Genomic DNA, 18,515 nt, shown 5'->3' with positions numbered 1-18,515 from the left:
GCGTGGGTAATCTTTTAGCTCATAACACGGGACCAAGGCGTGGAGAAGTTTTTGTGGCGTCGAACTTCGCTAAACAGATTGCGGAGATTGAAAAGGGCTTAAAAGAGCCCGTAATTGAAGTGGGAAATCTGGAAGCGAAACGCGATTTCTCGGATGTCCGAGATGTGGTAAGAGCTTATTGGCTGGCGCTGGAAAAATGTGAGCCTGGAGAGGTGTATAATATCGCATCGGGGAAGGCGGTTAAGATTGCAGATATGCTCAACATGCTGCTCAAATTGAGCGATGTGGATGTGGAGATAAGGCAAGACCCCGCTCGCATGCGTCCCTCGGATGTTCCCATCTTGGCGGGAGATGCCACTAAGTTCAAGAAAGCCACGGGCTGGGAACCGGAAATCCCCTTCGAAAAGACCCTGGAAGACTTGCTAAACTATTGGCGCAAAAGAGTTTAACACCTTCATTCACGGTTCACCGTTCACAGTTCACAGTGAAGATCATAAAAGCTTGAGGAGAAATGGAATTCACTTTTATTACCACCGAAGATTACAAACATTTCTATGAAGAGTGCAATAGACTTGCTATGATGATTAGTGCTCTTAAGAATTCATTAAAGGATATTTCGGTGAACGGTCAACGATTCCATGGTGAACGAAGATGATTAGATTTGGCACTGATGGCTGGAGAGGAATAATAGCGGACGATTTCACCTTCGAGAACGTGAGATGGGTCTCTCAAGCCATATGCGACTACATTAAAATCAGCTTTCAGCCTTCAGCTATCAGCCCTCGGCCAAGATTAATTGTCAGTTATGATACCAGGTTTCTTTCGGACAGGTTTGCCTTGGAAGCGGCTCTCGTTGCCGCGGCAAATGACTTCGATGTTTTACTCACTGAGAGTTTTGCTCCCGCTCCCGTGGTCTCATTTGCCGTTGTGGACAAACGGGCGGATGGAGCCATTCTCATTACGGCGAGCCATAACCCTCCTCAGTACAATGGTTTGAAGTTTAAAGCTTCTTTCGGCGGTTCCGCAACTCCGGAGATCACCGGGAAAATAGAGCAGTGCTATCGAAGGAATTCAGCTCGGGGTAAGAAACCGCTCAAGATTTCTCTGCCCCGAAAAGGGGCCTGGGGCGAGGAAGCAACCCAGGAAGATCGCCTGCGCTTTTTCGATCCCAAGGAAGCATACCTCTCCAACATCCTCACCCTCCTAGACAAAAACCTATTCCCCCAACTCCCAACTCCTAACTTCCAACTCAAGGTGGTTGTCGATCCCATGTACGGAGCGGGGCAGGGATACTTAAGTGAAGCTCTTTCCAGGCTTGGTTGCGAGGTGGTAGAAATCCATAAGGGGATAAATCCTACCTTTGGGGGGATAAATCCCGAGCCCATCTCGGAGAACCTCGAGGATCTTCGTCGCGAGGTCAAAAGGAGAGGTTTCGATGTAGGTCTGGCGATGGATGGAGATGCGGATCGAACGGGAGCCATTGATCCTTCAGGAGCATTCATCGACTCTCACCAGATATTTGCACTTCTTTTAGAGCACCTGGTTAACCAGCGCAAATGGCGCGGCGAAGTGGTCAAGACCGTTTCCACCACTCAAATGATTGATATCTTATCGCGGAAGTATAATCTGCCCCTACATGTAACTCCCATTGGATTCAAATACATATGCGAGCATATTTTGACCCGCGATGTTTTAATCGGGGGCGAGGAAAGCGGAGGCATTGGGATAAAGAATTACATCCCGGAGAGGGATGGAATCTTAATTGGGTTGCTTCTCGTGGAAATCATGATCACTCACCGGAAGACCCTCAAGGAATTGGTGGATGATTTAATGAAGAGAATAGGTTATTTTTATTATGACCGGGTGGACCTGCCTGCCCGTCCGGTCACAAAGGGAGGCTTCGCTCCAGGCGGGCCTGTCGGCAGACATGGTGTGGAAACGGCATCAACTGTAAGGGAAAATCTCCTTAACTATTTAAAGACTTTCAATCCCAGCGAATTGGCTGGAGTTAAGGTGGTTACCATCGACAATATGGATGGGTGCAAGTTTCTCCTTGCCGATGAGAGTTGGCTCCTGATCAGACCATCTGGAACGGAGGCGGTCGTTCGCATTTACGCCGAAGCCAGCAGTCCCCAAAGAGTTTCTACTCTCCTTAAAGTGGGACAAGAGATTCTGGACGAGGCTCGCTGTAGATCGTAGCGTCGGGGTTTACCTGCCCGTCCGGTCCCAAAGGGAGGCTTCGCTCCAGGCGGGTCCCCGACAAAGCAATAGCGGCGGATGAACCACCGCGCTACTGAAGGGCGAACACAGAGGTTCGTCCCTACAAAAAACCGCAAGACGATCAAACGTAGGGGTCAACCTCCGTGTCGACCCAAAGACCCAAACAGGGAAGCAATTTTAATGGAGAAGTGGAAACATTCGGTGAATGGGATAACCATCGATCTAGACGATGTTGAAAAGGTAAAGGCAGTAGATGCAGAGGGAATGCTCTTAGGTTTAGAGCATTTCCCAGACCAATGTGAGGAAGCGGTCAGGTTGGCGGGGGAAACACCCCTCGATTTCCTGCCTGCCTGGCCCCATGGGCACGGCAGGGTGCCATCTCTAAATTCCATTCTGATTATGGGGATGGGTGGCTCTGGCATAAGTGGGGACATCACCAAAACTATCTTAAGCGATGAGGTCAAAGTCCCGATTTGGGTGAGCAAGGGTTACTCCATTCCCAGTTTTGTTGATCGAGGGACATTATGCTTTGCGGTGAGCTATTCCGGTGATACTGAAGAGACTTTGAGCTGTTTCGATCAGGCTGTTCGGTTGGGCTGTCCCATAATATCCATAGCATCCGGCGGCATGCTGGAAAGTGCGGCTCAAAAGCACGGTATGCCTTTAATCAAAATTCCCGGTGGCATTCAGCCCCGGTCGGCTCTTGGTTATCTCACATTGCCAATCTTAATAGCCCTGCAGAAGTCGGATATCATAGCGAACAAGATGGGGGATATTGAGGAGACCATCAAGCTCCTTAAAGATAAGGCAAAAAAGTTATCCTTAAGTCGACCTTGTGAGCAGAATGGAGCCAAGGGCTTAGCCATTAAGCTCTTTGGCAGGATTCCCGTGGTTTATGGTTCCGATGGTCCTACTGCGGTCGCTGCCCTTCGTTGGAAGTGCCAGTTCAATGAGAATGCCAAGATACCAGCCTTTTGGCACGTTTTCCCCGAACTCAATCACAATGAGACGGTGGGATGGGAACTCTTGGAGAATATTACGGAAAATTTCTACCTGATCCTGCTCAGGGATGAGGGTGAGCCGGAGAGGATTAAGAGGAGGATTGAGATCACGAGATCGCTCATAGAAGATCATTTCGGCGATGTTGTTGAAGTGTGGGCGGAGGGCAAATCAAAACTGACTAGAACCTTCTCCATCATATATTTTGGAGATTTTGTCAGTGCCTATCTCGCAGTTTTAAATGGGGTGGATCCCACACCGGTTCACAGGATAACTTTGCTTAAGAAGAAACTAGCTGAATCTTCATGAAAATAACCACCCAACTATTCTCAAATTCTTGAGAATTCGAGAATAGCCTGGTAAATAGGTTATTATGGTAAATAAGTAGTATTATTAACAAGATGGGTTAACACCATGGTCGGGGTGAAGTGCTCCGAAAATGAATGTCTGAAGTGTCAACCTAACTCGTTAATAGTTCAAATAAGTTGTTAAAATAAGTGTGCGATATTTTAAGCGAAAACTGGGAGAGCAAATTTAGGGGAGTGTGAAATTTGGATCCCGTAGAGCAATTCAAAAACCAGGTTAGAGAGTCAACACACTTTGTCCGGGAGAGAATAGAAGTAAAACCATTGATTGGCATAGTTTTGGGTTCAGGACTGGGTGGATTGGTTGATGAAATTAAGGATAAAAAGGTTATTCCTTATCGAGATATCCCTCATTTCCCTATACCAATGACCCCAGGTCATTCGGGAAATTTAGTCTCCGGTAAATTTGAGGGGAAAGAAGTCATCGTCATGCAGGGGCGTCCTCATTATTATGAAGGATACACCATGAAAGGAATAACCCTTCCCATCAGGGTGTTTAAAGAATTGGGGGTCGAGATACTCATCCTCAGCAATGCGGCTGGAGGACTTAACCCCGATTTCGATGTCAGGGATTTTATGATCATCACCGATCACATCAACCTTATGGGAACCAATCCCCTTATCGGATTAAATGACCCAGAACTCGGACCTCGTTTCCTTGATATGTCCCAGGCCTATGATCGGAAGCTCATTGAAATCGCTCAAAAGGTTGCTCGGGAGGAGGGAATCAGGTTACACAAGGGTGTCTATGTGGGAGTTCCAGGACCGAGTTATGAAACTCCCGCAGAAATTGAATTTCTGGCTAGGATAGGAGCAAATGCCGTGGGGATGTCGACGGTGCCTGAAGCAATAGTGGCCAACCATGCTGGACTTAGGGTTTTGGGAATTTCTTGCATCACCGATGTGGTATCGGATAAAAAGAAAGTGACTCACGAAGAGGTTCTGGTTCAAGCTCAGAAAACTGAGGTAAATCTCAGAAAACTCATTAAAGGCATTGTCCGAAAAGTCGTTGAAGGTTGAAGGCTTGAACCTAGAACGTAGATAAGGGGGGATTTCAAGTGAAATACGATATTAAGGACATCGCTCTCGCGCCCAAGGGCAAGCTTCGCATAGAGTGGGCGGACAACCAAATGCCGGTACTTAAGGTAATAAGAGAACGCTTCCGTGAGAAAAACCCCCTTCAAGGTGCGAGAATTTCCGCATGCCTCCATGTAACTTCGGAGACGGCTAACTTGGTGAGAACCCTTAAAGAGGGAGGTGCGGATGTTGCCCTTTGCGCCTCGAATCCTTTAAGCACGCAGGATGACGTGGCTGCTTCTTTGGTTGAAGATTTTAAAATCCCCGTCTTTGCCATCAGGGGTGAAGATAGCAAGACATATTACGACCATATTAACTCCGCTATAGACCATAGACCCGTAATCACCATGGATGATGGAGCTGATCTCATCTCAACCCTTCATTCTCAAAGGAGGAATCAGGCTCGGGAGGTCATCGGGGGAACGGAGGAGACCACCACAGGGGTTATAAGATTGAGGAGTATGGCCAGGGAAGGGGTGCTCCTATTTCCCATAATCGCCGTCAACGATGCTCAGACGAAATATCTATTCGATAATAGATATGGTACAGGGCAAAGTACCATAGATGGGATTTTGAGAGCCACGAATGTTCTTTTGGCTGGGAGGACAGTGGTGATTTCGGGTTATGGGTGGTGCGGTCGAGGAATCGCTAAACGAGCTCAAGCTATGGGTGCAAAAGTGGTGATTTTGGAGGTGAAACCAATTAGGGCTCTGGAAGCGGTGATGGATGGATATCGGGTTATGACTTCCTTGGAGGCGGCTAAAATCGGAGACATTTTTATCACCTCAACTGGGGATATTCGCGTACTCACCAAGGAGCACTTTGAGGTCATGAAGGACGGAGCTATCCTGGCAAACGCGGGGCATTTCAACGTGGAAATTGATATTCCTGCTTTAGAGGCTTTATCCAAAGAAAAAAGAAAAATTCGAGATTTTGTCGATGAATATACTTTGCAGGATGGACGGAGGCTTTATCTTCTTGCCGAAGGAAGGTTGGTGAATCTGGCTGCTGCTGAGGGACATCCGGCAAGCGTCATGGATATGAGCTTTGCGAACCAGGCTCTCTCCGTCGAGTTCCTTTTGAGGCATGGTCGGAGTTTGGAGAAGAAGGTTTATTCCGTTCCACAGGAGATAGACGAGGAAATTGCAGGGCTTAAATTATCCTCTATGGGGATTGAAATAGATAAGCTCACCTCCGAGCAAGAAAAATATCTTAAGTCCTGGGAGATGGGCACATAGCCTCTGAGCTCCCGAGCTTTATAATGGGAGGAAAAAATGGAAGGCTATAAAGAAGAGATAATACAAGCTGCAAAAGAGGTCTATGAAAAGGGCTTGGTGATTGGGCGGGTAGGGAATATAAGCTGCCGCGTGGATGAGGGAAGGATTTTAATCAGCTCTACCGGTGCTTGCCTGGGCAAACTATCCGAGAGAGATTTAGTGGTTTTAGATTCCGAGGGAGAAAAGCTGGAAGGGGAGGAGGAACCCTCCACTGAGAAGTGGGTGCACATAGAGATATATAAAGCGCGTCCGGATGTCAATGCTATTGTGCACACTCATTCTCCTTATGCCTCAGCCCTGGCCTATTTGAAGAAGAGTTTGCGACCCGTGAATCCTGAAGGTGAGTACATTTTGGGGAGGGTACCGGTTGTTCCTCCTTTCGTCTATGGCACAAGGGAGCTCGCTGAAGCTGTGAGAGACCACCTGAGGTTGGGTAAGGCTGCCCTGTTGGAGATGCATGGCGTCGTGACTGTGGGTGAAGATTTGAATGAAGCGGTGAACATCGCCGAGTTGGTCGAAGAAGTGGCGAGGATAAATTATCTCATCGAAATGCTCGAAAAATAAAATCAGTTCACGGTTCACCGTTCACAGAAAAAAATCAGTTTCGAGCTTCTGAGCTACAGAGCTATGAGCTTCATGGGGGACGAAATTGATAAAGGCTATTGAGTGGGTTGATGAAAAGGTAAGGATACTGGATCAAACGAAACTTCCTCTTAAGGAAGATTATTTGGAATTCACAAATCCCCATCAAGTCGCCGAAGCCATCAAATCCATGAAGGTTAGAGGAGCTCCTGCCCTTGGGGTGGCTGCTGCCTTTGGCATCGCTCTTGGAGCCAAAAATTCCACGGCGAAAACCAGCGATCAGTTCATCGATGAAATAGAGAGAGTTTGTGAAGAAATGTCCCAGACTAGACCGACAGCCGCCAATCTCTTTTGGGCCATCCAAAGAATGAAGAGGTTGGTGCATAAAAGCAAGAATCTTTGCGTCGAGGATCTGAAAAAAGTCCTATATGAGGAAGCAATGGAGATTGCCAGGGAAGATGAGGAGGCAAATCGCCAGTTGGGAGCCCTTGGCGCAGCACTCATAGAAGATGGGGACAATATACTCACCCATTGTAATACAGGGACTTTAGCCACGGGAGGATATGGCACCGCCCTGGGGGTCATTCGAGCCGCTTGGAATCAGGGCAAGAAAATTCATGTGTACGTGGATGAGACCCGCCCCCTTCTCCAAGGTTCTCGACTGACATGTTGGGAGTTAATGAAGGAAAAAATACCCGCCACTTTAATCACCGATAATATGGCGGGTTTCCTCATGAGCATAGGAGAGATTAGCAAGGTAATTGTGGGTGCCGATAGAATTGCTGCCAATGGAGATGTAGCCAACAAAATTGGAACATATACCTTAGCAGTTCTAGCGAAGGAGAATAATGTCCCCTTCTATATAGCTGCTCCCACGCCCACCATTGATTTTAATATCCCTTCTGGGAAGCAAATCCCAATCGAGGAGCGAAATCCCAGAGAAGTAACTCATATCTTTGGTCAGCAAATAGCCCCAAGTGGGATATCCATAGCCAATCCCGCCTTTGATATCACCCCTCACGAGCTCATCGAAGCCATCATCACTGAAAAAGGGATCGTCAGACTACCTTTCGAGATCAATTTAGAGAAACTCGTTAGAGAATAAATGTCTATACCTTGCAATGACACTAGCTCACTAACCATCAAAGACTTGGAAAAGGTTACTAAGGAAATAGCGATTCGAAGTGTGAAAATTATTGGAGTTTTGGTCTTAAGAGTTTGTGGGGGAGGGAAAGGTGGGAAAGCTGTTTAAGGGCTTGCTAAATTTGATATATCCTCCTCGGTGCCTCGTTTGTGGTTGTCTTTGTGGGGATCCACTCTGTGACGAGTGTTTTTCTTCTTTGCCCTTGATTAAGTTTCCCATCTGCCTTAAGTGCGGAAAACCCTGCAATCTTCAAACCAACGAATGCAGAGAGTGCCGTGGCAAGCATTTTCGATTCTCTTTGGCTCGGGCTGCTGGTCTTTATGATGGGAATTTGCGGGAGGCGATCCACGGGTTCAAATACCATAACGGCAGAAGACTGGCGCCGGTCTTCGCCCAACTGATGATAAGCCGAGCTGAGCAGGGATTATTCGATGTGGATTTGATCACCTATGTGCCCTTAAGTAAAGGAAGGGAGCGCAAGAGGGGTTTTAATCAATCGCGCTTATTGGCTGAGGAGATATCGCTACGAGTCGATAAGCCCTGCGAAGGAGTTCTCATCAAAGCCAAAGAGACTGTGGAACAAAATAAGCTCTCTATCGAGGAGAGAAGAAAAAATGTAAGAGGAGTGTTTTCTCCTTCAAGTAAGGCAGATTTACGAAATAAGACGATTCTTTTAATAGACGATGTCTTAACCACGGGAGCCACGGTGAATGAATGCAGTAAAATCCTCCTCGCCCAAGGGGCGCATGGAGTAAATGTCCTCACCATAGCTCGATCTACTATCTATCACTGAGTATTATTGAGCCGAAAATGATAAATTGACACCCCTCATGATTTATGATAGTGTTAGCTTGCAAGTAGGACTTGCCACGAAAGTGGCTTAATTTTTGTTGGGAGGTTGTGAAGTGCAAGGAAGAGTCAAATGGTTCAGCGCAGAGAAGGGGTACGGATTCATCGAGCGCGAAGATGGTGAAGATGTATTCGTTCATTTCTCTGCAATCCAGGAGGAGGGTTTCAAAACCCTACGGGAGGGAGAAAAGGTCGAATTCGACATTGTTCAAGGCGACCGAGGCCCTCAAGCTGCGAATGTCCGCAGAGCTCCCTAAGTCTGTTAGATTTTCAAGAATTTAACAGCAAACCCATGAACCCCATGTTTTATAACATGGGGTTTTTCTATTCAAAAATTTTCCTTGTGACAAGCAGGAAAAATCGTGAGCAAAGAGAATAAAGGGTTATATCCTCTTAAACACCGACTAGTGTATGAAGGCTGATTTGAAGAAAATCGATGTAGAAAACTTGGAGAATGTAATCTGCCAGATCGAAGGAATAAAAGCAGCTCGCATCGTAGCTGGAGAGGTGGTTCCATCGAAGAGATACACTTGCTCTTCCCCTAAAACCCCTAAATACCAAATCTTTTCGGCAGTGTGTTTACTTTTCCAAGAAATTAGCCAGGGGGTCAATGGCAAAGGAACACTTTATGGAGGGAGCTCTCTTCCATGAAGGTTAAGCGGTTTTTAGAACCAACAATCATTGCAACTTTAGTTCTGACTTGTGCAAGATTTAGAATTTGATAGGGTTCAAGGTTGAGGATTAAGGGATAGCTTGAAACGAGGTTGAAGGTTGAAAAAAGTACCCATTAGTTTTAAGGCATATTCGATATTTTTAACCGTGTGTGCCTCGGCTCTCCTCTTTTACTTGGTGTCTGCCACTCCTATGCTATCTTGGCAGCATATTCTCCTCTTTGGTTTATTAATTTGGCTCGCTGAGTCCTTTGGAATAGATCTTCCCAAGGTGGGAGCGGTCTCCGTTAGCTTTGCCCTCCTATATGCCGCCATTCTTCTTTTAGGACCAGCTTCCGCTGCACTGGCAGCCTTATCCACCGCCGTGGTTTGGAGGGATATAAAGGAAAGATCCTCTTTTTATAGATGGTTAGCCAATGGGAGTCTGGCCATATTGGATACGGGGATAGCGGGTTTGGTTTATCTTTATGCACATGGACCAATTTTAATGGTCAAGGGTCTTAGCTATTCTGATTTCCCTTGGATTCTTATACCGTTTATTCTTTGTGCAGCTGCTTATTTTCTCATTAATAGTTCTTTAGTATCGATGGGGATCGGATTTTTGGAAGATATTTCCCCCGTTAATATTTGGCTTTTTGACTGCAAATGGGCCATTCCCAATTATTTTGCACTCGCACCGTTAGGAGTCATTTTGGCCCAAATCTATGTCAAAGCTGGACCAGCGGGAATCGTCTTACTCATAGCACCCCTCCTCATCGCCAGGCAGACCTTCCAAGTTTATATGGAATTGCGTGGAGCTTACATGGGCACGGTGAAATCCCTGGTCGCTGCGGTTGAAGCCAAGGATCCATATACCAGGGGCCATTCGGAACGGGTCGCGGAATATGCGGAGAAGATCGCGAGGCAGTTACATTTGCCTGAGGAAAAAATCGAAACGCTTAAGTACGCAGCTCTCCTCCATGATGTGGGAAAAATAGGAATTACTCGAAGAATTCTTAGTAAGCCTGGGAAGCTTACCCACGCCGAATATAGGAAAGTCGAGGAACATCCGGAGATAGGCGTGGCCATAATTAGAGAGATAGAATTCTTAAAGGAGGTTGTGCCCGCCATTTTTCATCATCATGAGCGGGTGGATGGTTCCGGTTATGTCGATGGTACTAAGGGGGAGATGATCCCCCTCATGGCTCGAATTTTAGCCGTGGCTGACAGCTATGACGCTATGACATCAGCTCGTCCTTATCGTCCAGCTCTGGATCAAGAAACGGTCATAGAGGAACTCACCACATACAGTGGGTCTCAATGGGATAAAATTTTGGTGAATGCATTAATGATGGGTTTGGGCTTGAATGCTAACCCTCGAGAGGGTGAAAAAAGGAAAGGGCAGATGAGCCTTGTCGGATATATCTAGAGGATTAATCGTAAGAATCTTCATCATTCTGGTTGGTTGCGGGTTATTTTCCTATTTCGTGAGGGATATCTCTTTTGAATATTCCGATATCCTTCAATTCATCTTCTTTGCTGCCTTAGTTTGCACGGCCGAATTCTTTGATATCACATTGCCCCAAGGAGGATCCATTTCGGTAAGCCCTGCTATCATCCTAGCTGCTTTGCTTCTATTGCCACTTTCAAACATCCTCGTTGCAACCGTTGTTGGGATTATCATCACTGCTCTAATAAGGCGGAAGATGGTAGAGATGGGAGGGGTCCTCTTTCCAATCGCTGTGACCTCAATAACAATTTGCATCTCCGGCACCATTTTCTATCTCCTTTTCTATCTAACTCGAGGGCGTCCATACCAAGCAGCCCCGGGTGAACTCGGTTTATTCAGAGATTTTCTACCGCTGATTGCTCTCTGTCTCAGCTATTTCCTCATCGATGTCGGTTTAGATCAATTACTGCATTCTCTGAAGAGGAGAACTCTCTTCCTTTCAGCTTTCATTGGTGGAACAAGGCTCCTTGGACCAATTTACGCCGCTCTATTCTCCGTTGGAATACTCATGGCTTTGCTGTTCTGGGAGATTCATTATTGGATTGCTCCTTTATTCTTCATCCCCCTGTTGGTGGCAAGACACTCCTTCAAATTATATCTGGATATACGTAGAGCTTATTACAATACAATAAGGGCTCTCGCTAGCGCAGCCGAGACGCAGTATCCTCAAAATTGTGGTCATGCACAAAGGGTAGCTAGTTATGCAATTAATATCGCGCGGGAAATGGGTATCCATGGTAGAAAGCTCGAGTTGGTTGGATATGCTGCTTTACTCCATGACCTTGGGAAGATAGGGGTAGATGAGGATTCGTTAGATTCGGTATTGGAGACGACCTCGCAGGATGGCGAGCCTCCACACGCTGTCGTGGGCGCGGAAATCCTTGAGCAGGTCGAATTCTTGAGGGATGCTTCAAACATTGTCCGAAAGCATCATCGGGCTTTTGATGGAGAAAGGAGATCGGAAGCGGATCACCCGATAGCGGCTCGAATTATCAACGTTGCTAGTTATTACGACGAGCTTACCTACGCAGAAAAGCCGGAAAAACGCCTCACCCCAAATCAAGCCGTGACGAGGATAAGAAAACAACAAGGCTTCCGATTCGACCCCAAAGTGGTAAGGGCGTTAACAAATATCCTGCAAAGACGAGGAAAACTCCTCAGGCGCTAGCTGCTGCGAGCCTACTCGCTGCTCTCTTAAGGGCGAACGCCCTCCATAAGTTCGGGTCGGCCGTTGCCGCCGCTGTTCGAGCCTTGCTCGCTTAACGGTTCTCTTAAGATGCGCCTTCCAGGATACTCTTATCGAATTATTAAGCGTGAATTATGTCTAGGCTATATATACTTCTATGTTTGGGCGTTTTTCTACTCGGGCAAAGATATATATAGGAAAGAGAAGGAAGTCGATGGTCAATAGGCTGATTAAAAGAGAGTCGAGTGTCGAGCGACGAGCGACGAGGGAAGTTGGTAGAATTTTTAAAATATGATAAGATACTACTGTTTTTATTTGAGAACCCTTGGGCGTGAAAGGAGAATTTTTGGTGGCGAAAAGCAGTTTAGAAAAGAGGCTTGGGAGAGAAATAAATCGGATTGCCGAGCAAGTAATCAAAAAGTATAAACCAGAGAAGATCATTCTATTCGGTCCGCGGCTCGTGGAGAATTTAGTGAAAATAGTGATATAGATATGCTCATAATCAAAAACTAGGAAAAAGCGGTTAATCGATCGTATTGGCGAGGTACTAAAATTGTGCGATTATAATTGTTCCATTTGAGCCACTTGTTTATACTCCTCAAGAATTAAAGAAAATGCACAAGTACAATAATCCTTTTCTTGAGGAGATAATGAGTCAAGGAAAAGTAATCTATGAGCGAAAATAGACCAGATGTTACTGTTTGGTTATGTCAATCAGAATATGATTTGAAAGCAGCTAAATGGATGTTAAAGGGAGCGGTCCCTTTGGGGAGTATGCAATTGAGGAATTCACTGAAGACGATGCCAAAGAAGCAATTAAAGTTGCGGAACAGGTTATTGATTTTGTGAGAGTTAAGATTTTGGTTTGAGTATGGGAAAGTGAGAATGGAGCTAGACCATGTTAAAATAGTGGTAAAATGCGACAAAATCTAAATTTGAAGGTGCATATACATGTTTAATTTAATTCATAAGGTACTCCGTTTCGGAGAAGGGAAAAAGCTAAAAGCTCTTCAGGAAAGAGAAGCGGCTGTAAATGCATTGGAGCCCGAGATCAGTCGTCTTCCCGATGAGGAACTTAAGGCGAAAGCCCTCAAGTTTAAGCGCTTCGTCCAGGAAAGATCAAAAGAATTTGAGGAGGAGTTAAAGCGCTTAGAAGAGGAGATTAAAGGTGCTCTGCCTGAGGAGAGGATTAAATTCAGCGAAAAGTTGAAGCAGGTCAGAAACAAGATTTTGGATCCAATTCTACCTGAAGTTTACGCGGTTGTTAGAGAGGTCGCCAAACGAACGATAAATATGCGCCATTTCGATGTCCAAATCATGGGTGGGATTGTCCTTCATGAGGGTAAAATCGCTGAGATGAAGACCGGTGAAGGAAAAACCTTAGTCGCAACCCTTCCCGTTTATCTCAATGCTCTGTTTGGGAAGGGCGTCCACGTGGTTACCGTGAATGATTATTTGGCCAAGCGTGATACCCAATGGATGGGTCCCATCTACCATTTTCTGGGTCTTTCCGTTGGAGTTCTTCAGCACGATGCGGCGTATCTATTTGACCCTAATTATCCCGCCGAGGATGAACGCTTGAAGAACCTCCGTCCCATTGAGCGGCGAGAAGCTTACGAAGCTGATGTCACCTATGGTACGAATACCGAATTTGGCTTCGATTATTTGAGGGATAATATGGTAAGTTCACTAGATGAGCGAGTTCAACGTGGTCATCACTATGCCATCGTCGACGAGGTGGACAGCATCTTAATCGATGAAGCGAGGACTCCTCTCATCATTTCTGGTTCTGCTGAGGATAGGAGTAGAATTTGCAGAAAGGTTAACCAAGATGTTTCACGCATGCGCTGGCTTTTGGTGGCGAAAGACGATAAGAATCCCGAGGTTGACCCAGAGAAGCATGAATATAAGTATGATTTCGTCGCCAATGAGAAGGAGCAAACCATAAAGATAACTCATAGAGGAGAACAGAGGATTGCCAAAGCATTGGATATCAGTGTCGATGATTTGGTGGATTTAACCCAATCCCCCTATGGTGTACCCATAATTGAGTGGCTGAATCGATACAAACAAAGCATGAAGGCTTATTCTCTGTTTAAGAGGGATCGGGATTATGTAGTGAAAGATAACCAGGTCATCATCGTTGATGAGTTCACGGGACGTTTGATGTTTGGAAGAAGGTACAGCGATGGTCTTCATGAAGCCATCGAGGCGAAGGAAAGGGTGGCGATAAAGGAGGAGAATCAAACCCTAGCCACTATTACTTTGCAGAATTATTTCAGGATGTATGAGAAGCTCGCGGGAATGACTGGAACCGCAGCCACAGAGGCCGATGAATTCATGCACATTTATGGCTTGGAGACGGTGGTTATTCCCACTAATAAGCCAATGATCCGAAAGGATTTATCCGATGTGATTTATAAAACCGAAGAAGCCAAGTTTAAAGCCGTAGTCGACGATATCGTCGAGAGGCATAAAAGAGGTCAGCCGGTGTTAGTGGGTACGATCTTCATTGAAAAATCCGAACGCCTAAGTAAGATGCTCAAGCGACGGGGTATCCCCCACCAGGTTCTTAACGCTAAATATCATGAGATGGAAGCCCAGATCATTGCCCAAGCGGGAAAAAAGCACGCAGTGACCATTGCCACCAACATGGCTGGTCGCGGTGTGGACATCATTTTGGGTGGTAATCCTCCCGATCCCCAAATGGCTGAGGAAGTCAAACAACTGGGCGGGTTACATGTCATCGGCACCGAGCGCCACGAGGCCAGGCGAATCGATAATCAGCTTAGGGGTCGTTCCGGACGCCAGGGTGATCCAGGCTCATCTCAATTTTATATTTCATTGGAAGATGACTTAATGAGGCTTTTTGGTTCGGATAGGGTCGGTAAACTGATGGAGAGAATGGGCATACCCAATGATATGCCCATTGAACACTCGATGATCACCAAATCCATTGAGACCGCTCAACGCCAGGTTGAATCCCAAAACTTTGAGATCAGAAAGCATGTTTTGGAATATGACGATGTCATGAATAAGCAGCGAGAGGTGATTTACGAGCAAAGAGCCAAATGTCTATCGGGCGATAATCTCCATGATGAAGTGCAGAATATAATGGAGGATGTAATAAGGGAAGCCATTGAGACTTTCACCAATAGAAATACCCATCCCGAGCAGTGGGATTTAGATGGATTATTTGATTACATTAGGAGTCTTTATCCCCTTCCTTTGGGTAAAGATGTCCTTGACCTGCAAAGTCTAACACAAGACCAATTATTTGAAGAGCTTCTGGAATCCGCTAAGGAGATTTATAAGAGGAGAGAAGAAGATCTGGGAGCGGAGACGATGCGCGAGCTGGAGCGGATGATCATGCTTCAGGTGATAGACAATAAGTGGGGAGAGCACCTCTACGAGATGGATTATTTAAAGGAGGGCATCGGTTTAAGGGCTATCGGTCAAAGGGATCCCTTAATTGAGTATAAAAACGAAGCCTTTGAGATGTTTCAAAACTTGACCCAGAGCATAAAGGAGGATTTCATCAGATATATCTTCCATGTCCAGGTAGTTCGAGAACCAGTTATGCCCGCTATGCCCAAGGCCGTTGGAGATGATTATAGAGCGACTCCAACTCAGCCCGTGAAGAAGAGAAAGATAGGAAGGAATGAACCTTGCCCTTGTGGTAGCGGCAAGAAATACAAGAAGTGTTGTGGCAGATAAACTAAGTGTCTAGTCAATTAGGAAGCCTAAATTTGTGTGAAAGAGGTGGGATTGCAATGTTTATTGACTACTCTGACGAACTCCAAAGGCTTGGTGAAAGAATAGAAAAAATCGGGGATTATTTTTGACATTGAGGGGAAGAGAGAGAGAATTAAAAAGCTCGAATCGGAGGCGGCTAAACCGGGATTTTGGGATGATACTCGAAGGGCACAGAGGATCATGTCGAGCTTAAGCGATTTGAAGGATGATGTGTCCTCCTGGGAAAGAATGAATGAAGAATATAACGACCTCTGTCTTTTAAATGAGCTTGCTATATCCGAAGGTGACATAGCTCTGAGCGAGGATGTGGGTAAATCCCTTAGGAAACTTAAGCAAAAGGTCGAGGATCTTGAAATTCGCAGTTGGTTTAGGGAGAAATTTGATTCACTGGATGCCATAGTCAATATCCATCCCGGTGCTGGTGGTATCGAGTCCCAGGATTGGGCGGAAATACTTTTGAGGACGTATCTTCGCTGGTCCGAGCGCAAGGGATTTAAGGTGGAAGTAAATGAGGTCTCTCCGGGGGAAGAAGCTGGGATAAAGGATGCCACCTTCACCGTACATGGAAAATATGCCTACGGACTCCTTAAGGCTGAAAAGGGTATCCATAGATTGGTCAGAATTTCCCCCTACGATTTTCAAAGGAGAAGACATACCTCCTTTGCTTCCGTGGATGTTATCCCATTGATAGATGAAAAGATAGAGGTAAGCATCGATCCCAAGGATCTCAAGGTGGAAACCTACAGGGCTACGGGACCCGGTGGTCAATATGTTAATGTGACGGATTCCGCCGTCCGAATCACCCATCTTCCCAGCGGTATAGTAGCCCAATGTCAGAGTGAACGTTCTCAATTTCAAAACAAAGAAACGGCGATGAAGATTTTGCGAGCCAGGCTATATGAGAGGATGCAGGAGGAAAGGCGAAAGAAGATAGAGGAACTTCGAGGTGAGAGGAAGGAGATTGCCTGGGGAAGTCAGATCAGGTCATATATCCTACATCCCTATAGTCTGGTGAAGGATCATCGAACTGATCTTGAAACTGGTAATGTTCAAGAGGTTTTGGACGGAAACCTCGATGATTTCATCATCGCTTTCCATAGACGAAGAAGGGGATAAGAAAGAAGCCTAGAGCCTCCTTAGCCCACCTCCTTCGGAAGAATATTCGGGATTTATGAACCATGCACAAGGTGGAATGAATGAAATTAGTAGCAGATCTTCATATACATACGGTTGCCAGTGGTCATGCATATAGCACCATCGATGAGATAGCGAAGGCTGCAGCCCTTAAAGGTCTGAAGCTCATTGCCATTACGGATCATGGCCCTGGTTTGCCCGGGGGAGCACATGCTTACCATTTCTGGAATTTAAGGGTAGTACCCAGGGAGTTGTATGGAGTACGGATTTTGAAGGGGGTCGAAGCCAATATCGTGGATTCGGGAGGGAATCTTGATTTGCCCCAGGATCTCCTCAAGACTCTGGATATAGTTCACGTCGGCTTCCACCCTCGCTGCGGTTATGAGGGGAAAACTACGAGGGAGAATACGAGAGCACTATTGGGTGCAATCAGAAACCCCTTTGTAGATGTGATCGTTCACCCGGGAAATCCAAATTTTCCTATCGATGCCGAAGAGGTGGTAGCTGCAGCCGCAGCCCATGATGCTTTATTTGAAATCAATAATAGTTCATTTTTGACGAGTACCAGTCGAGTGGGTAGTTACGCATACGATCTGGAGATTGCCAAGGTTGCACGAAGGCATAATTTGGACATCATTATCAGCAGCGATGCTCATTTAGCCCAGGGAGTTGGCGAGTTTGGGGAAGCAATTAAACTCGCCCTTGAAGCGGGGTATCTTAAGGAGAATATATTAAATTGCTCGTTAGATAAGGTCTTAAATTTTGTGGAAAGGAAGAAAGAAATAAAATTTGCGGTAAGGACTTGAGGATTTTAATGGAGGTATATGGAGAGAAGCTGCGAATATAAATAAGGAGCGCAGCGATATTGTTGGATATTAGGTGAACCTTTTGGATCGCGAAAAACTAAGAACTTTTTTAGAAGAAAAGGCACGTACTCTTCGATGGAATATTATAAGGATGATTGGAGAAGCAGGCTCCGGTCATCCAGGAGGTTCTCTCTCTGCAGCGGATATTGTTGCCACTCTCTATTTTCATCACATGCGACACCGTCCGGAAGATCCCAAATGGCCTGACCGCGATAGATTTGTATTGAGTAAAGGTCATGCATGTCCCCTCCTTTACGCCACTTTAGCCGAATGTGATTACTTTCCCGTCGATATTTTATGGACCTTAAGAAGGTTGGGAAGCATTTTACAGGGACATCCGGATATGAAAAAGGTATTGGGTGTGGAGATATCCACCGGAGCTTTGGCTCACGGATTTGCGGCTGCAACTGGAATGGCTTTAGCTGGGAAGATGGATGCGAGAGATTACCATGTCTATGTCCTTATAGGCGATGGGGAAAGCCAGGAGGGTGAAGTTTGGGAGACGGCAATGTTCGCTTCCCATTATAAATTGGACAACTTGGTCGCCATCCTCGATTACAACGGCTTACAAATAGATGGACCGGTGAGCGATGTCATGGAGATTCAACCCATCGCCGATAAGTGGTCTGCCTTTGGATGGCGTGTGCTCGAAGTGAATGGGCACAATGTTTTGGATATCGTGGATACCCTCATTGAGGCCGATAAAACCAAGGGGAAGCCCTGCATAATTATCGCTCATACCCTCAAGGGGAAGGGAGTCTCCTTCATGGAAGGCCGGGTGGAGTGGCATGGTAAGGCTCCTAGTAAGGAGCAAATGGAGAAAGCGCTTAAAGAGCTGGAAAAAAGGGGTTAAACTACAAAAATATGAGCTTAATCTCGACATAATTACTGTGGGTGATC

17 protein-coding genes and 1 pseudogene are annotated in these 18,515 nt (G+C 46.1%); all 18 read left to right on the top strand.

Annotated elements, in window-relative coordinates:
- The first annotated feature begins 20 nt into the window (after positions 1-20).
- Positions 21-449 (top strand): annotated as a pseudogene (locus tag QMD66_01295) (GDP-mannose 4,6-dehydratase).
- A gap of 202 nt (positions 450-651) precedes the next feature.
- Entirely contained in the window at positions 652-2,199 is a 1,548-nt protein-coding gene (locus QMD66_01290; protein MDI6821505.1) for a phosphoglucomutase/phosphomannomutase family protein, read from the top strand.
- A 201-nt stretch (positions 2,200-2,400) separates the two neighbouring features.
- Entirely contained in the window at positions 2,401-3,528 is a 1,128-nt protein-coding gene (locus QMD66_01285) for a bifunctional phosphoglucose/phosphomannose isomerase (protein MDI6821504.1), read from the top strand.
- Positions 3,529-3,770: 242 nt separating this feature from the next.
- Positions 3,771-4,604: a purine-nucleoside phosphorylase gene (locus QMD66_01280; GenBank protein MDI6821503.1), complete on the top strand. Its 834-nt coding sequence runs from the start codon at positions 3,771-3,773 to the stop codon at positions 4,602-4,604.
- Between the two features lie 38 nt (positions 4,605-4,642).
- A complete protein-coding gene (gene ahcY / locus QMD66_01275) occupies positions 4,643-5,899 on the top strand; it encodes an adenosylhomocysteinase (GenBank protein MDI6821502.1) in 1,257 nt (418 codons plus the stop codon).
- Positions 5,900-5,935: 36 nt separating this feature from the next.
- Entirely contained in the window at positions 5,936-6,502 is a 567-nt protein-coding gene (locus QMD66_01270; GenBank protein MDI6821501.1) for a class II aldolase/adducin family protein, read from the top strand.
- An 85-nt stretch (positions 6,503-6,587) separates the two neighbouring features.
- A complete protein-coding gene (gene mtnA, locus QMD66_01265) occupies positions 6,588-7,625 on the top strand; it encodes an S-methyl-5-thioribose-1-phosphate isomerase (GenBank protein ID MDI6821500.1) in 1,038 nt (345 codons plus the stop codon).
- Positions 7,626-7,755: 130 nt separating this feature from the next.
- Complete coding sequence (locus QMD66_01260) at positions 7,756-8,457, top strand: ComF family protein (GenBank protein ID MDI6821499.1); 702 nt, start codon at positions 7,756-7,758, stop codon at positions 8,455-8,457.
- 112 nt (positions 8,458-8,569) lie between these two features.
- Positions 8,570-8,770, top strand: coding sequence for a cold shock domain-containing protein (locus QMD66_01255; GenBank protein ID MDI6821498.1), 201 nt, complete (start codon positions 8,570-8,572; stop codon positions 8,768-8,770).
- Between the two features lie 166 nt (positions 8,771-8,936).
- The gene (locus QMD66_01250) at positions 8,937-9,164 is read left to right on the top strand and encodes a hypothetical protein (GenBank protein MDI6821497.1); all 228 of its coding nucleotides are present in this window, start codon (positions 8,937-8,939) and stop codon (positions 9,162-9,164) included.
- Between the two features lie 120 nt (positions 9,165-9,284).
- Positions 9,285-10,592, top strand: a complete 1,308-nt coding sequence (locus tag QMD66_01245) for an HD-GYP domain-containing protein (protein ID MDI6821496.1) — start codon at positions 9,285-9,287, stop codon at positions 10,590-10,592.
- Complete coding sequence (locus QMD66_01240; GenBank protein ID MDI6821495.1) at positions 10,576-11,841, top strand: HD domain-containing protein; 1,266 nt, start codon at positions 10,576-10,578, stop codon at positions 11,839-11,841. Before QMD66_01245 ends, QMD66_01240 begins: the two co-directional genes overlap by 17 nt.
- 367 nt (positions 11,842-12,208) lie before the next feature.
- Positions 12,209-12,349 (top strand): hypothetical protein, encoded by a 141-nt coding sequence (locus QMD66_01235; protein MDI6821494.1) that lies wholly within the window; start codon positions 12,209-12,211, stop codon positions 12,347-12,349.
- 250 nt (positions 12,350-12,599) lie between these two features.
- On the top strand, positions 12,600-12,728 hold the full coding sequence (locus tag QMD66_01230) for a hypothetical protein (protein MDI6821493.1): 129 nt from the start codon (positions 12,600-12,602) through the stop codon (positions 12,726-12,728).
- 82 nt (positions 12,729-12,810) lie between these two features.
- On the top strand, positions 12,811-15,576 hold the full coding sequence (secA, locus tag QMD66_01225; GenBank protein MDI6821492.1) for a preprotein translocase subunit SecA: 2,766 nt from the start codon (positions 12,811-12,813) through the stop codon (positions 15,574-15,576).
- 56 nt (positions 15,577-15,632) lie between these two features.
- A protein-coding gene (gene prfB / locus QMD66_01220) for a peptide chain release factor 2 (protein MDI6821491.1) occupies positions 15,633-16,731 on the top strand; the annotation gives its coding sequence in 2 pieces (ribosomal slippage) (positions 15,633-15,695 and positions 15,697-16,731; 1,098 coding nt in all).
- An 80-nt stretch (positions 16,732-16,811) separates the two neighbouring features.
- Positions 16,812-17,555 carry a phosphatase gene (locus QMD66_01215; GenBank protein MDI6821490.1) on the top strand — a complete coding sequence of 248 codons (744 nt, stop codon included), beginning with the start codon at positions 16,812-16,814 and terminating at the stop codon, positions 17,553-17,555.
- Positions 17,556-17,637: 82 nt separating this feature from the next.
- Positions 17,638-18,468 (top strand): transketolase, encoded by an 831-nt coding sequence (locus QMD66_01210; protein ID MDI6821489.1) that lies wholly within the window; start codon positions 17,638-17,640, stop codon positions 18,466-18,468.
- The last annotated feature ends 47 nt before the right edge of the window (positions 18,469-18,515 follow it).

It is taken from the genome of Actinomycetota bacterium, from assembly GCA_030018275.1.
Taxonomy (GTDB): Bacteria; Actinomycetota; Aquicultoria; order Subteraquimicrobiales; family Subteraquimicrobiaceae; genus Subteraquimicrobium.
Note: the sequence above shows the minus strand (reverse complement) of the source record. Positions and strands in the feature narration are given on the sequence as shown.

Coding starts and splice junctions, on each gene's coding strand:
- QMD66_01290 (MDI6821505.1), top strand. CDS start 652: ATGATTAGATTTGGCACTGATGGCTGGAGAGGAATAATAGCGGACGAT.
- QMD66_01285 (MDI6821504.1), top strand. CDS start 2,401: ATGGAGAAGTGGAAACATTCGGTGAATGGGATAACCATCGATCTAGAC.
- QMD66_01270 (MDI6821501.1), top strand. CDS start 5,936: ATGGAAGGCTATAAAGAAGAGATAATACAAGCTGCAAAAGAGGTCTAT.
- QMD66_01230 (MDI6821493.1), top strand. CDS start 12,600: ATGGATGTTAAAGGGAGCGGTCCCTTTGGGGAGTATGCAATTGAGGAA.
- secA (MDI6821492.1), top strand. CDS start 12,811: ATGTTTAATTTAATTCATAAGGTACTCCGTTTCGGAGAAGGGAAAAAG.
- QMD66_01215 (MDI6821490.1), top strand. CDS start 16,812: ATGAAATTAGTAGCAGATCTTCATATACATACGGTTGCCAGTGGTCAT.